Below are 15940 nucleotides of genomic sequence, written 5' to 3'. Positions count from 1 at the left end.
TAAATGATTGTATTAGGTGTTGAAACGAGTTGTGATGAAACAAGTGTATCTATTGTTAAAGATGGAAAAACAGTTCTTTCGAACGAAGTATTAAGCCAAATAGATATTCATAAAGAGTATGGGGGAGTTGTCCCAGAAATTGCCTCAAGAGAACATGTAAGAGGGATTACTTTTGTTTTTGATCAAGCAATAAAAAAGGCGAAAATTAATTATGATGAAATAGATTTAATTGCCGTTACGCAAGGTCCTGGATTAATTGGGTCTTTATTAATTGGCGTTAATGCCGCAAAAGTCGTTAGTTTAAATTATCATATTCCTATTGTGGGAATTCATCATATTGCAGGGCATATTTATGCAAATAATATAGAACGCGATATGGAATTTCCGCTTCTAGCATTAGTTGTGTCTGGAGGACACACAGAATTGATTATTATGAAAGAACACTATTCATTTGAAAAATTAGGAGAAACCTTAGATGACGCAGTAGGCGAAGCCTATGATAAAATCGCAAGAATACTTGGACTGCCATATCCTGGAGGGCCTCAGGTTGATAAATTAGCACAATTTGGGAAAGATGTATTTCATTTTCCAAGACCTATGATTGATTCTGAAGATTATAATTTTAGTTTTTCTGGGTTAAAATCGCATGTGATTAATTTTCATCATAATTTGACGCAAAGGAAAGAAACGATAGATATTATCGATTTTTGTAGTAGTTTTCAAGAAGCAGTAACAGATATTTTGGTAAAAAAAACCCAAAAAGCAATTCAAGAATATCAAGTAAAGCAGATAATCGTTGCTGGTGGAGTTGCCGCAAATAAGGGCTTAAGACAAAAAATGTATGAGATAATTACAGAAGTACCTGTTTATTTTCCTCAAATAAAGTATTGTACTGATAATGCAGCTATGATTGCAGTAGCTGGATATTTTAAGTTTCAAAAAGATCCAATTGCAGATGATTTTATGTTAAACGGATACTCTAGATTAGATTTAAAATAGAAGGGTGTGGTATATTTGGAAATTCAATCTAATTTTATTAAAACAATAATGGAAGATGATTTAAAAACTGGGAAGGTCAAAGAAATCATTACAAGATTTCCTCCAGAACCAAATGCATATTTACATATTGGACATGCAAGGGCTATTATTACGAACTTTGAACTTGCAAAAATATTTCATGGAAAAACTAATCTGAGATTTGATGATACAAATCCAGTAAAGGAAGATAGTTCTTTTGTTGACGCAATTATCGAAGATATAAAATGGTTGGGATACGAACCAGAAAATATCTTTTTTGGATCCGATTACTTTGAAGAGACTTTTAATCTTGCAATTAAATTAATTCAAAAAGGATTAGCGTATGTTTGTGATTTATCGGCAGAAGAAATAAGCTTTTATCGAGGCACATTAACCGAGGCTGGAAAAGCATCTCCAAATCGCGATAGAAGCATTGAAGAAAACTTAAAATTATTTCATGAAATGAAAAACGGAGTGTATAAAGACGGAGAAAAAACCCTTAGAGCCAAAATTGGTATGTCAAGTCCAAATATTAATCTAAGAGATCCTGTCATTTATCGTATTATTCATATTAACCATCACAATACTGGAAATAAATGGTGTATTTACCCAATGTATGATTACGCTCACCCTTTACAAGATTCTATTGAAGGAATATCACACTCGCTATGTTCGCTTGAATACGTAGATCATCGAGTATTATATGATTGGTTTGTTGAAAAGTGTGAAATGGAAAAAATTCCTCATCAATATGAATTTGGAAGACTAAATATTACAAACACTATTATGTCTAAAAGATATTTAAAACAACTTGTAGAAGCTCAAGTTGTAAGAGGGTATGATGATCCTAGAATGCCAACTTTGGTTGGTTTAAAACGAAGAGGGTACACCCCTGAAGCAATTAAAAACTTTGTGCTAAGCACGGGATTATCAAGAATTAATTCCACTGTATCAAGTGAAATGCTTGAAAATTCATTGCGAGATGATTTGAAAACAAAAGCAAAAAGAGTGAATGCGATTCTTAATCCTTTAAAATTAGTGATTACAAACTATCCCGAAGATACCACCGAAGAACTAGAACTAGAATTCAATCAAGATAATCCTAATTTAGGTTCAAGAGTGCTTCCTTTTGGAAAGACCGTATACATTGAGCGGGATGATTTTTTAGAGGAAGCTCCTGACAAGCATTGGAAGCGATTGTCACTTGGGTTAGAAGTTAGATTGATGCATGCATATTTTGTGAAATGTAACAAAGTAATTTATGATGACTTAGGATTTATCAAAGAAATTCATTGTACATATGATGAAAAAACAAAATCAGGATCAGGATTTAACGAGCGAAAACCAAATGGAAATATTCATTTTGTAGAAGCTTCATCTGCAAGGGCTGCAGCATTTAATTTATTCGAGCCATTAATGGTTGATTCGGATTCTGACAGACCAATGATGGACAGGCTGAATCCCTCGTCGTGGAGAACTGTTTATGGATTTGTTGAAAAATCTCTTGAAACGACTTACATAGGAGAAAAATTTCAATTTGTTAGAAACGGCTATTTTTCAACAGACTATGATTCGAGTTTGGATAAATTGATTTTCAATCGAACAGTCGAATTGAAATCAAGTCATAAGTAAAATGATAAAAAAACTCTTATATTTGGGAATCTATATTTTAGTCGTTTTTGCGAGTATTCTTGGAATTGTTTCCAATAGCATCTCTTTGGCAAGTGAAATGAATCAATCATCTGCACAGTGGTGGAGTACTGCACAACTTATTGTTTTTATAATATGTTTTGTCTTATTATTATGTCTTTCTGTATTCTTAAGTTTTTCATCAATCCGAAGAATTATTGCGGATATTAAAATTAATAAAGACTCAAAATAAAATAAAAACCAACTCAATTTGAGTTGGTTTTTTTCATACATTTCGAGAAATATTATACCAATAATATGGTATAATATTAATAGGTGATGAATGTGAAAAATGTGATTTTTGATGAACTGAATGAACGACAAATCGAGGCAGTTCAAATCGTGAATGGACCCGTTATGGCAGTTGCTGGTGCGGGATCTGGAAAAACGAGAGTTCTTACAAATCGAATTGCTTATTTGATTGATGAAATTGGCATTCCACCAAGTCATATTTTAGCGATTACTTTTACAAATAGAGCTGCAGAAGAAATGCGAAATCGTGTTTTTCAATTGATTGATCTTCCTTTAAAAGGAATGTGGATTTCCACATTTCATGCTATGGGAGCAAAAATATTAAGAAATGACATTCACCATTTAGATTATGATAATAATTTTCAAATAATTGACGACAAAGATTCAGAAATAATTACAAAAAATATTTTAAAAGATTTAAACTATGATATAAAACAATACAGCCCAAGACTTATGTACGGGTTGATAGAAGCTGCTAAAGCCGATAGAAAAATATTAGAAATATACCCAGAACCTATACGAAAAGTACTAAATGCTGTTTTTCCAGTGTACGTAAATTATTTAAAAAATAATAACTTAGTAGATTTCCAAGATTTATTAGTGCTTGTTTTGGACTTGTTTAGAAATTTTCCTGAAGTATTAAAAAAATATCAAGAGTGGTTCGAATATGTTTTAGTGGATGAGTTTCAGGATACAAATGATTTGCAATATGAAATTGTATACCTGTTAGCAAAAAATCATCAGAATCTATTTATAGTTGGAGATGAAGACCAAAGTATTTATGCATTTAGAGGATCCAATATTGAAAACATCAAAAAATTTATGGATGACTTCCCAACACATAAAAAAATCATTTTAAATCAAAACTATCGATCGAAAGAAAATATTTTAAAAGCCGCAAACGCCGTAATTAAAAATAATAAGAATCGCATTCCTAAAGACTTATTTAGCGAATTAGGAGAAGGAGAAAAGGTTATTCATTTTAAAGCGGATTCTGATGAAGAAGAAGCTTATTATATTTATAACAAAATCAAATCACTACACAAAGAAGGCTATTCTTTTGAAGACATGGCTATCCTTTATAGAAACAATGCTATGAGTCGTAAATTTGAAGATATCCTCCTTAAATATAATATCCCTCATAAAGTCATTGGGAATATATCTTTTTACAAAAGAAAAGAAATTAAAGACATTATTGCATACTTACATCTACTTATTAATTTAGGTGACGATTTTTCTTTTTCAAGAATTTACAATGAACCAAAAAGAGGAATTGGAGAAAGTTCTTTTATAAAATTAAAAGAATTTGCACATAATCATAATTTAAAGTTAATGGACGTTATTGATTCGGACTTGGATTTTGTGAGCAGCCATGCAGCATCAAGATTAATTGATTTGAAAAGTTCGCTTTTATCCATTCAAATAAATATTGAAGAAGTAAACCTTTTGACTACATATGATGACTTACTACAAAAAACAGGATATTTAAAAATGCTTCAAAATGAAGATTTGAGTGTTGAAAGAAAAATAGAAGCAGAGAGACGAATTGAAAACATTCAAGAATTTAAGACAATTATTTTAGAGAAAATTCGAGATTATGATGTTTCTGTTTCAAATTACGAAAAATTAGTTCAAATTTTGACCGATCTTGCTCTTCGAGAAGAAGCGGAAGATTTGCTTCAAGATGAAAAATTTGTAAGTTTAATGACCGTTCATTCAGCAAAAGGATTAGAATTTAAAATTGTATTTGTTGCATGTCTTGAACAATCATTGTTTCCATCAAGTCAAAGTTTGTTAGAACGTGCAGATGTAGAAGAGGAAAGACGTTTGTTTTATGTTGCTTTAACTAGAACAAAGGAACTTGCAGTTTTAACAAGTTCAAGAACGAGATTCATGTATGGAAGATTTATGGAAAATCTTGATTCGCAATTTTTAAGTGAAATTGACGAAGATACGCTTTTACGTCAAGGGCTTGCAAAACCAAAAGAAATCGTTTTTGAAAAATTAAAACAACATAAAAACACCATTATAAATCCTAAGGTTTCTTCAAATTATGAAAAGAAAGATTTAGGGTTAACTATCGGAGATAAAATTGTTCATCAAGTATTTGGAAATGGCGTAATTGTCGCAATTTCGGAAGACAAAGCCACGATTGCTTTTCAAAAAGAAGTTGGCATAAAAGTTTTAATGAAAGATCATCCTAGCATAAATAAGGTTCGGTGAAAATAATGGATATTAAAAGAAGAATTGATACATTAACAGAGATGCTAAATCAATACAATTATGAATATTATGTTTTGGATGATTCGAGTATATCAGATCAAGAGTTTGATCAATTAATGAAAGAACTTAAAAATCTTGAAAACGAATATCCTGAATATAAAACAAAAGATTCACCAACTCAAAGGGTTGGTGGAATTGCGCAAGACAAGTTTGAAAAAGTAGTACACGATTCTCAAATGCTTTCTTTAGGGAACATTTCTAGCGAAGAAGATATTTTAGAGTTTGACGAAAAAATAAAAAAAATTACACAAAACTATTCCTACACTGCCGAGCTAAAGATTGATGGATTATCCGTTTCCTTAAAATATGAAAACGGATATTTACTTCAAGCCGCAACAAGGGGAGATGGCGTTATTGGGGAAGATATTACCGAAAACGTCAAAACCATTAAATCGGTTCCTTTAAGTATTTCCTACAAAAATTTCTTAGAAGTTCGAGGAGAAATTTACATAAGTAAAATCTCTTTTGAGAAGATGAATCAAGAAAAGACTTTGCTGGGAGAAGCGCCTTTTAAAAATCCAAGAAATGTAGCGGCCGGAAGTGTGAGACAATTGGATCCTAAGGTTGTTGGAAAACGAAATTTAGATGTGTTTATCTATTATCTGATGGATCGGGATTTTGTAGATAACCATTATGAATCTTTAATGCAACTTAAACAATGGGGATTTAAAATTAATCCAGAAACCAAGAAATGTCAAAACATACAAGAAGTGATAGACTACATTAGTCATATCCAAGCTATTCGAAATGATTTACCTTATGAAATTGATGGAGTTGTTATTAAAGTTAATGAATTTGATTTATATGAACGGATTGGGTATACGACTAAATTTCCAAAATGGGCAGTTGCTTATAAATTTCCTCCTGAAGAAGTCGTTACAAAGATGGATGATATTCGTTTTCAAATAGGAAGAACTGGAGTTGTTAAACCAGTAGCCGAATTATCTCCTGTGATGATTTCTGGATCACTTGTCTCTAGAGCGACGCTTCATAACGAAGATTTTTGTAAACAAAAAGATATTCGCATTGGAGATATGGTAGTTGTAAGAAAAGCAGGCGAAATAATTCCTGAAGTTTTAAAAGTTTTAAAAGAACTTCGTATGGGAAAAGAAGTCGCATTTCAAATGATTACTCATTGCCCAAAATGCAATTCAATTTTAGAGCGAAAACAAGGTGAAGCAGATTATTATTGTTTAAATCCCAATTGTGAAGCAAAACACCTAGAAGGATTGATTCATTTTGCTTCTCGTGAAGCATATAATATAGATGGTTTAGGAGAAAGAATACTGACTGAATTATTTAACGATGGATTTATAAAAAACATTTCTGATATTTTCTCGATCTCAAACAGATATGCTGAATTAATTGAAAAAGAACGGTTCGGTGAAAAAAGTGTTTCAAATTTGCTTTTAGCCATTGAAAATAGCAAAAATAATTCTCTTGATAAACTTATCTTTGGACTAGGGATAAGACACGTAGGAAGCAAAGTTGCAAAAGTATTAGCTAAATTTTATCAAACCATGGATCAATTCATGAGTGCCAATCAAGAAGAGTTAAAATCTATTCCCGAAATTGGAGAAGTAATTGCAAAAAGTGTCACTGATTATTTTAATGATTCATCGAATGTTGAGCTGATAAGAACTTTAATGACTTATAACTTAAATATGAAGTATTCACAAGTTCAAATCAATCAAGAAACGCCATTTTCAAATAAGACTATAGTATTAACTGGGTCACTTAATCATTATACAAGAAACGAAGCCAAAGAAATTATTGAGAAATTAGGAGGAAACATTTCATCTTCTGTATCAAAAAACACAGATTTTGTTGTTGCGGGGGCTGAAGCGGGGTCAAAACTAGATAAGGCGCAAAAATTAGGAGTTACAGTTATTGATGAAGAGAAATTCATTCTTTTAATTTCAGAAGAATCGTAATTAGTACGGTTCTTTTTTCTCATAGTAAATAAGAAATTGTGTTATAATTTAAGTCAGGTGATATGAACAATGAATGATCAAATAATTATTAAAGGGGCAAGAGAAAATAATTTAAAATCAATTGATTTAACTCTTCCTAAAAATAAGTTAATCGTTATGACGGGTCTTTCTGGTTCTGGAAAGACCAGTTTAGCATTTGATACCATTTATGAAGAAGGCAGAAGGCGATATGTAGAATCATTAAGTTCGTATGCTAGACAATTCTTAGGTAATATGGAAAAACCAGATGTAGATTCTATAGAAGGATTATCTCCATCGATTTCGATTGATCAAAAGACTACTTCTCATAATCCAAGATCAACCGTAGGAACTGTGACGGAAATTTATGACTACGTTCGATTACTATATGCTAGAATTGGAAAACCTTTTTGTCCGGAACACAACATCGAAATTACGGCACAATCTATCCAAGAGATGACAAATAAAATTCTTGAGAATCATGAAGCGAAAGTTATTATTTTAGCTCCGGTTGTTAGAGGAAAAAAAGGTATGCATGAAAAATCAATTGAAGAGTTACGAAAAGAAGGATATACAAAAATTCGTATTAATGGAGAACTTCGCGAGTTAGATGAAGAAATCATTTTGGAGAAAACAAAAAGATACGATATTGACGTTGTTATCGATCGAATCATTATTAAAGATGAAATCCGATCAAGGGTATATGATTCATTAGAAACGGCCACAAAATTATCAGATGGCTTGGTTAAGGTGTTAATTAACGATGAAGAAGTATTATTTAGCGAGCAATTTAGTTGCCCGATTTGCGGATTTACGGTTAGTCATTTAGAACCAAGATTATTCTCCTTTAATTCGCCTTATGGCGCTTGTGAAGAATGTTCTGGATTAGGATTTAAAAGAAAAATAGACCCAGCGTTACTTATACCTCATCCTGAAAAATCAATTTTGGAAGGAGTGTTTGATAAATACGCTAATACTGAATCAATTTATCTCCAACAAGTAATTCAGGCGTGCAAAGCCCATAAAATAGACATTTCCTTGCCTTTTAAAGATTTGAAACAAGAAGAAAAAGATTTAATTTTATATGGTTCCGATAAGGAAATATCCTTTCAATTTAAATCTAAATCAAGTGACCAAATTCATCAATCCAAACGTGCATATGAAGGTATTATTACAAGCATGGAAAGACGATACTTAGAAACAACATCGAGAATGGTACGCGACTGGATTGAAACAATGATGAATGATATTACTTGTGAGAAATGTCACGGGAAGCGATTAAGTGATGAATCTTTATCGGTAAGAGTTGGAAATATTAATATATATGAATTTACACAAAAAAGCATTTTACACTTACTTGATTTCCTTGATGAACTTAATCTATCAAGTCGCGATAGCGAAATTGCTAGACCTATTTTAAAAGAGGTTAAAGAACGTTTACTATTTTTGGTTAACGTTGGACTAGATTACTTGACACTTTCTCGAGCGTCGGGAACTCTATCCGGAGGAGAGGCTCAAAGAATCAGACTTGCAACTCAAATTGGATCAAGACTTACAGGCGTCCTCTATGTTTTGGATGAACCATCTATCGGATTACATCAAAGAGACAACAAGAGATTGATTGGAACTCTGAAAGGAATGAGAGATTTAGGAAATACCATGATCGTTGTTGAGCATGACATGGAAATGATTCAAAGTTCTGATTATGTAGTAGATATTGGTCCTGGAGCTGGCGAACACGGAGGAAGAGTTATTTTTGCGGGTACACCAGATGAAATAATACATTGTGAAGAATCAATTACAGGAAAATATCTTTCTGGGAAATTACAAATAGCAATTCCCGCTTCAAGAAGAGATCATTCTAGAGGTTATTTGTCAGTGAAAGGTGCAAGACAAAACAATTTAAAAAATATTGATGTTGATTTTCCAATCGGTTGTTTAACAGTGGTTACAGGAGTATCTGGATCTGGGAAATCAAGCCTTGTAAATGAAGTTTTATACAAAGGCCTTGTAAATCAGTTGACAAAGAGAAATGAAATCCCAGGCGAGTGTGATTCTATTGAAGGGTATAATCAATTTGATAAAATTATTGATATCAATCAATCTGCTATTGGTAGAACTCCTCGAAGCAATCCTGCAACATACACAGGAGTGTTTGATGAAATTAGAGATTTATATAGCAAAACAAAAGAAGCTAAAATTAGAGGATACGATAAAGGAAGATTTTCTTTTAATGTAAAGGGAGGCCGTTGTGAACATTGTTCTGGGGATGGTTTAATAAAAATTGAAATGCATTTTATGCCTGATATATTCGTAGAATGTGAAGAATGTCATGGAAAAAGATATAACCAAGAAACGCTGCAAGTTAAATACAAAGGAAAGAACATTTCTGATGTTTTGAATATGACCGTGGAAGAAGCCGTTGAATTCTTTCGCAATATTCCCAAAATTTATAACAAACTTAGAACCATTAATGATGTTGGTTTAGGTTATATAAAATTAGGTCAATCCTCCACTACGCTGTCGGGCGGAGAGGCACAAAGAGTTAAATTAGCTAGCGAATTATACAAAAGAATCACAGATAAATCGATTTATATATTAGATGAACCAACAACCGGACTTCATAGCCACGATATCGTTAATCTATTGAGCGTATTACAAGATATCGTAGAAAAAGGAGCAACAGTTGTGGTGATTGAACATAACTTAGATGTCATTAAAGTCGCAGATTATATCATTGATCTAGGACCAGAAGGCGGAGATAGAGGCGGAGAAATTATAGCTGTTGGCACGCCCGAAGATGTGGTAAAAGAAAAACGAAGTTTTACTGGAGAATATTTAAAACCAATTTTAGAACAAAAAAAGTAGCTTTTGCTGCTTTTTTTCAATATTAGATTAGCAAAAAACTCGAAAAAAACACGAACTTATGATATTATATAATAGACTTTTTATTTAGTGGTAGGATTTTGCATGAGAGGTATTATCATGGACAAAAATGACAAAGACTTGCGAAAAAACATTGAAGATTTAGAAAAATTGATTGAACAAGTCAAAAATCAACAAAAAGAAGAAAAGAAAAAACAAAATAAAGAAAACAAACCTCCGCAAGGAAACGTGATTCGAATTGATTTAGCTGCCAAATATTCAACTAATCGAATCATTAATTTAATTGCGGGTTTTTTGGTGAACTTCATATTGATTTATGGATTAATTCTTATTTTTAAATTTGCCGAAGCAAAAAACGATTATTTCTATATTTTAATTGCTCTTCTATTTACATTGTACGAAGAACTGTATAAAGAGTATTTGTTAAAAAAGCAATTAAAAATCGTGCTATATTCATCAGGCCTTATTTTCTTTTTGCTTAATGTACTCTTTTTTTACTTTATTGACTTAATTGTGTTTTCAAGTATGTTTTCATTCGTTGATTATCTTTATCCCATTCTATTTGTTTTGCTTTTTCAAGTTGTGCGTGTTTTTTTCAAAAAAGCTTATGTTGGCGCCGTAAAAATTTCTTCTATAAGAAATACAAACCAAAAAAAATAGTAGGTAAGGTGAAATATAATATGTCAATAACCGTTAAACATGTAATTGAAGGATTAAAGCTCGAAATTGCAGCTGGAGAAGCAGGCGTCAATCGAGAAATTAAAAATCCGAATTTATCAAAACCCGGACTTGAATTAGCTGGATTATTTGACTTTTATGAATTCGATCGAATTCAAATTATTGGTTCTAAAGAAGGAACTTTTTTCCACTGGTTAAATGAATCAGACCAAGAAATTAGAGTAAAAATGCTGTTTGAAAAACAACCGCCTGCATTTATTTTTTCTAAAAATGTGGTTATTCCTGAAATTTTTATTAAATTCGGGAATTATTATAAGATCCCGGTTTTAAAAAGTTCTTATAAAACAACTTCTTTATTTAGTGAGCTTTTTGCATTTTTGCAAGCAAAACTAGCTGAAAGAACATCTGTTCACGGCGTATTAATGGATATAAACGGAGTTGGAGTAATGATCACAGGCAAAAGCGGAGTTGGAAAAAGTGAAGTAGCTTTAGAATTAATTCGTAGAGGGTACATGCTAGTCGCGGATGATGTAATTGAAATTTATCAAAAAGAAATTGGTATAATCATTGGAGAAGCTCCCGATTTGCTAAAAAAATATTTGGAAATTAGAGGAATCGGAATTGTAAATGTCGTATATTTATTTGGTGTTAAGGCTTATAGAGAAACAAAACGAATCTCTTTATTTGTAGAATTAGAAAAATGGGATGATGAATCTAAATTTGATCGTCTAGGATTAACTGAAGAGAAAAAATTAATATTTGATACAGAAGTAACAAGCCTCACACTCCCGATTACCGAAGCAAGAAATACAGCAACTTTGGTTGAAGCCGCCGCTTATGATTATAAGTCGAAAGCGTTAGGATATCATTCTGCAACTGAATTTAATGATTTACTTAATGAAAAAATACGTTTAAATCAAAAGGAAGAGAAGGATGAAGAATGAAAAACACATTAAAGATTATTAGCATATTCTTATTTCTTGTTTTTACTTTGACATTAATTGGCTGCGAAGAGACAGTTTTAAATGTTGGGGATAGTTATACCGTAGAATTTGTTGATTATGATGCTACCGTTTTAAAATCGATAACTTGTGAAGTAGGAACACCTTGCGAAATTATTCCTCCAGAAGAACCAGACAATAAAGAAAACACGTATTTTACACGTTGGAATGTTTTTGAAAGTCAATATTCTTCGATTCAAAAAGATACAACGATTAAAGCAATCTATACTTTGGACAATCGAGTAATTACACTATTTGGAAGATCAGTAGTATTTTATTCCTTTTTTATTATGACAGGAATTATCGTTGCGCTTTCTTTGGGTTTGAGAGAAGGAACAAGAACTGGCCTCAAAAAAGACGACTTAATTGATGGGTTTTTATGGATTGTACCAGTTGCAATTTTAGGAGCTCGATTATGGTATGTTGTTTTTGAGTGGGATCAATTTGTTTATGGAACTTTTACTGAATCACTATTACGAACTCTAGGTTTCACAACCGGAACACTTGATTTTTCAAGTTTTGGATTATCAGGGCTTGCAATTCATGGTGCGTTTGTGACCGCAATTGTATGTGCTTACCTTTATACTAAAAAAAGAAAAATTGATATATTTAAAGTATTGGATATTGTTGCAATTGGATTTATTATCGCTCAAGCATTTGGAAGATGGGGCAATTTCTTTAATCAAGAAGCTCATGGAGGATTAGTTGGAGGAATGACAGGCGGTGTTATGAATTTGTCGCTTGAACAACAATTTAATTATTTGAGATATACGCTTCATTTGCCAGAATTTATCGTAAATAATATGTATATTTTAGAAGGATTACATGAGCCGGTTACTGGATTTTATCATCCAACATTCTTGTATGAATCAAGTTTAAATATTCTTGGATTTGGGATGATGCTTGTTTTAAGAAGAGTTAAAAAAGTTCACTTTGGAGAATTATTATCTTTTTATTTGATATGGTATGGTAGCGTAAGGATTTTTATTGAAACTATGAGAACTGATCCACTTACATTTGAATTATTTGGATTGACTTTAAAATCTGCAATTGTAACTTCAGTCTTAATGATACTTGGCGGAATATTACTTTCTGTATATATTCGTTTGAAAAGACCCGGAAAAACTTATGATACCGTTCCAGGATATTTTGGGTATATTAAACCAGATAATTTGGTTGATGATGAAACAAACTGATATCATTATTATTGGTGCTGGCCCTTCTGGGATGATGAGTGCGATTTATGCAAAACGTGCAAATAAAGAAGTTATATTACTAGATAAAGCTTCTCCAGGAGGAAGTCTTCACTCAACATTTCAAGTAGATAATTATTTAGGTTTTGGTAAAGTGAGTGCAGAAGAGTTAATCCAAAAAATGGTTGATCACTTACGAGATTTAGAAATTGAAGATACAAAAGGATTTGTCAATCAAATTACGAAAGAAAAGGATTATTTTATCGTTGCTACAGAAAAAGAGACTTATTTCGCTAAAGCGGTAATCGTGGCTTCAGGTACGAGTCCTAAACCTCTAAAAGTTCCAAATGAATTTGAATTACTTTCAAAAGGGATTTCGTATTGTGCAGTTTGCGATGGATTGTTTTTTGAGAACGAAGATGTTGTAGTCATTGGCGGAGGAGACTCTGCATTAGAGGAAAGTATTTATTTAAGTCATATTTGTAAAAGCGTGACAATTATACATGAGTTAAAAGAATTTACTGCGAGTAAAGGATTAATAAAACGAATTCAAGAACACGATAAAATTAGTGTAAAATTATCGACAAAAGTAATTGAATTTATTGGAAACGAAGAACTAGATGCGATTACATTACTAGACTGTTTCAATAATATTACATATGACTTTAAAGCAAAAGGCGCATTTATTTATATAGGTAACCAAGCAGATACAACTTATATTAATAACTTATTAATTACAGATGAATCGGGATTTATTCCAGTAAATCAGTTTATGGAAACCAAGGTCAAGGGGTTGTTTGCCTGCGGAGATGTAACAAAGAAAGATTTTAGATATATTGTAACAGCGATATCCGATGGAGCTATAGCGGCTTTAAGTGCTGTTAAGTATTTAGATGATTCAAGAAATTTGGAGTGATAACGATGTCTTTTTCAACAGAAGTAAAAACAGAATTAGCTAACCTTAAACACGCAGAGTGTTGTAATAAAGCAGAGTTATCTGCGTTATTGCATATTGGAGGGTCTATTCAATTAAATAGCGAAGGTATTCAACTTGTGTTTCAAACCACAAATAATGCAGTCGTGAGAAAATTAATGAAGCTTACCAAAGAATTATATAAAATTGATGTGACGCTTATTAGCAAAAAACAAGCAAGACTTCAAAAGCATGATTTATTTATCATTCGAATTACGGAAAAAGTAGAATTAATATTAAATGATTTATCATTAATTAATAAAAACGCTATTTTTTTCCAAGACGTCGATGCAAATTTGGTTGAAAAAGAGTGTTGTAAAAAAGCATACTTAAGAGGCGCTTTCTTAGCTGGAGGATCAATGAATAGTCCAGAAACAGCATCTTATCATCTTGAAATTCAAGCTTTTTCTGAAAAACAAGCCGATACAATCAAATACATTGCAAATGAATTTCAATTGAATGCAAAAGTTGCTCCAAACAAAAGAGGATATATCACTTACTTAAAAGAAGCAGAAAAACTTGCGGATTTTTTGAGAGTCATTGGGGCCACAAATTCATTGTTTGAATATGAAGACAGTCGAATTAAACGTGATTTTAGAAACTCGATTAATCGGGTGATTAATTGCGACATCGCAAATGAAAAAAAAGCAATGGATGCCGCAAACAAGCAACTTAAATATATCGAGATTATTGAAAATAATTTAGGAAATCAAATTTCTAAAAGCATGAAAGAAGCAATTTTTTTAAGAAAGAAATTCCCAGAATCAAGTTTATTAGAACTAAGTTATGCGTCGGAAGAAGATTTTGAAGATAAAATTTCAAAATCCGCTTTAAATCATCGATTTAGAGCCATAAAGGATTTAGCTCTTTCTCTTTTAATTCAGGAGGAAACGAAATGATTATAGGAATTGGAACCGATATTGTATTGATTTCTAGGATAACCGATAAAATTAATCATAAAATATTAAGTGAAGAAGAAACCAAGATTTACATGAGTTTTTCTTCTGAGAAAAGAAAACAAGAATTTCTTGCAGGAAGATTTGCAATAAAAGAAGCGATAATAAAAGCTTTCAATCTTAAAAGCCCACATTATTCGATGACAGAACTTTGTGTATTAAATGATGGTTTTGGAAAACCATATTTGTTCCGGCCAATATTATCAGGCGAAAAAATTTGGCTATCTATCTCTCACGAGTCTACCTACGCGATTGGCCTTTGCGTTATCGAAGAACAAAAAGAGTAAAGTTTTTTTCAGAAGAGAAATAATACTTGCAAAATCAAAGAAAATTATGTAAAATAATACATGCTGAGGTGAAATTATGGCGACTTATAAAAAAGGATTTAAGAAACAAACATCTGAACAAGTTATTTTAAAAGTAATCGTAGGAATTATTCTTTCTGTAATTGGCATAGTGGGAGTGGCCTTTATTTATGATTTGGCTACGAAGGTAGGCGATTATACTGATTACACCGTTATCGATTCGTATGAACAAATATTGACTCAACTAGACGAAAATCAAGATCAAATTCCAGATTATTTAGTGTATTTTTACAGTGAATCATGTACTAATTGTACTTCTATAAAAAGCGATGTCTTAAAATTAGCTAAACAAATTGAAAAAAATGGACAAGTTATCTTTTTCGTTGATACCGAAAACATGACAGACGAAGACGATTTCAAAGTTTCTTTTCTTGTCGATATTCAATTAGGTTTATCACAAGTACCAACGCCTTTAATTGTGGCTGTAGCAGACGGAGTATTTTATGGCACTTATACCGGAACGGATGATGTACTTGCTTTGTTAAATGAAGTTGAATCAGGAGATTTTACTCCTTTTACAAATTAATTTGTTCAATAACCAAACCCGAAAGGGTTTTTTTATTTAATAGGAAATTGTATTTTAAAAACAGATAAGAGTCAAAAGCAAAAAAGCCTACAGGAAGTAGGCTTAAGAAGATGAAGTTAAGAAATTACTTTATGTGTTTTTTCTTATTATAAACATCCAAAGGAACAAC

13 protein-coding genes are annotated in these 15940 nt (G+C 31.8%); all 13 read left to right on the top strand.

Annotated elements, in window-relative coordinates; translation table 11 throughout:
- Window positions 1-3 precede the first annotated feature (3 nt).
- The 13 genes from tsaD (at window position 4) to KJ971_00950 (ending at window position 15771) form a co-directional block, all read left to right on the top strand.
- A complete protein-coding gene (gene tsaD, locus KJ971_01010) occupies window positions 4-999 on the top strand; it encodes a tRNA (adenosine(37)-N6)-threonylcarbamoyltransferase complex transferase subunit TsaD (protein ID MBU1144421.1) in 996 nt (331 codons plus the stop codon).
- A 6-nt stretch (window positions 1000-1005) separates the two neighbouring features.
- On the top strand, window positions 1006-2649 hold the full coding sequence (locus KJ971_01005) for a glutamine--tRNA ligase/YqeY domain fusion protein (GenBank protein ID MBU1144420.1): 1644 nt from the start codon (window positions 1006-1008) through the stop codon (window positions 2647-2649).
- 1 nt (window position 2650) lies between these two features.
- Window positions 2651-2899, top strand: coding sequence for a hypothetical protein (locus KJ971_01000; GenBank protein MBU1144419.1), 249 nt, complete (start codon window positions 2651-2653; stop codon window positions 2897-2899).
- A gap of 92 nt (window positions 2900-2991) precedes the next feature.
- Window positions 2992-5181, top strand: a complete 2190-nt coding sequence (locus tag KJ971_00995) for a UvrD-helicase domain-containing protein (GenBank protein ID MBU1144418.1) — start codon at window positions 2992-2994, stop codon at window positions 5179-5181.
- Window positions 5182-5186: 5 nt separating this feature from the next.
- Window positions 5187-7175, top strand: a complete 1989-nt coding sequence (gene ligA, locus KJ971_00990; protein ID MBU1144417.1) for an NAD-dependent DNA ligase LigA — start codon at window positions 5187-5189, stop codon at window positions 7173-7175.
- A 69-nt stretch (window positions 7176-7244) separates the two neighbouring features.
- Window positions 7245-10061 carry an excinuclease ABC subunit UvrA gene (gene uvrA / locus KJ971_00985; protein ID MBU1144416.1) on the top strand — a complete coding sequence of 939 codons (2817 nt, stop codon included), beginning with the start codon at window positions 7245-7247 and terminating at the stop codon, window positions 10059-10061.
- Between the two features lie 117 nt (window positions 10062-10178).
- Window positions 10179-10739, top strand: a complete 561-nt coding sequence (locus KJ971_00980; GenBank protein ID MBU1144415.1) for a hypothetical protein — start codon at window positions 10179-10181, stop codon at window positions 10737-10739.
- A gap of 20 nt (window positions 10740-10759) precedes the next feature.
- Window positions 10760-11701 carry an HPr(Ser) kinase/phosphatase gene (gene hprK / locus KJ971_00975; GenBank protein ID MBU1144414.1) on the top strand — a complete coding sequence of 314 codons (942 nt, stop codon included), beginning with the start codon at window positions 10760-10762 and terminating at the stop codon, window positions 11699-11701.
- Window positions 11698-12954: a prolipoprotein diacylglyceryl transferase gene (lgt, locus tag KJ971_00970; protein ID MBU1144413.1), complete on the top strand. Its 1257-nt coding sequence runs from the start codon at window positions 11698-11700 to the stop codon at window positions 12952-12954. The genes hprK and lgt overlap by 4 nt, the downstream gene beginning before the upstream one ends.
- Window positions 12941-13867: an FAD-dependent oxidoreductase gene (locus KJ971_00965; protein ID MBU1144412.1), complete on the top strand. Its 927-nt coding sequence runs from the start codon at window positions 12941-12943 to the stop codon at window positions 13865-13867. Before lgt ends, KJ971_00965 begins: the two co-directional genes overlap by 14 nt.
- A 5-nt stretch (window positions 13868-13872) precedes the next feature.
- Entirely contained in the window at window positions 13873-14823 is a 951-nt protein-coding gene (gene whiA, locus KJ971_00960) for a DNA-binding protein WhiA (protein ID MBU1144411.1), read from the top strand.
- Window positions 14820-15167 (top strand): holo-ACP synthase, encoded by a 348-nt coding sequence (gene acpS / locus KJ971_00955; GenBank protein MBU1144410.1) that lies wholly within the window; start codon window positions 14820-14822, stop codon window positions 15165-15167. Before whiA ends, acpS begins: the two co-directional genes overlap by 4 nt.
- Before the next feature lie 76 nt (window positions 15168-15243).
- The gene (locus tag KJ971_00950) at window positions 15244-15771 is read left to right on the top strand and encodes a hypothetical protein (GenBank protein ID MBU1144409.1); all 528 of its coding nucleotides are present in this window, start codon (window positions 15244-15246) and stop codon (window positions 15769-15771) included.
- The last annotated feature ends 169 nt before the right edge of the window (window positions 15772-15940 follow it).

The sequence above is a fragment of the Bacillota bacterium genome (assembly GCA_018818595.1).
Lineage (GTDB): Bacteria > Bacillota_I > Bacilli_A > Izemoplasmatales > Hujiaoplasmataceae > JAHIRM01.
Note: the sequence above shows the minus strand (reverse complement) of the source record. Positions and strands in the feature narration are given on the sequence as shown.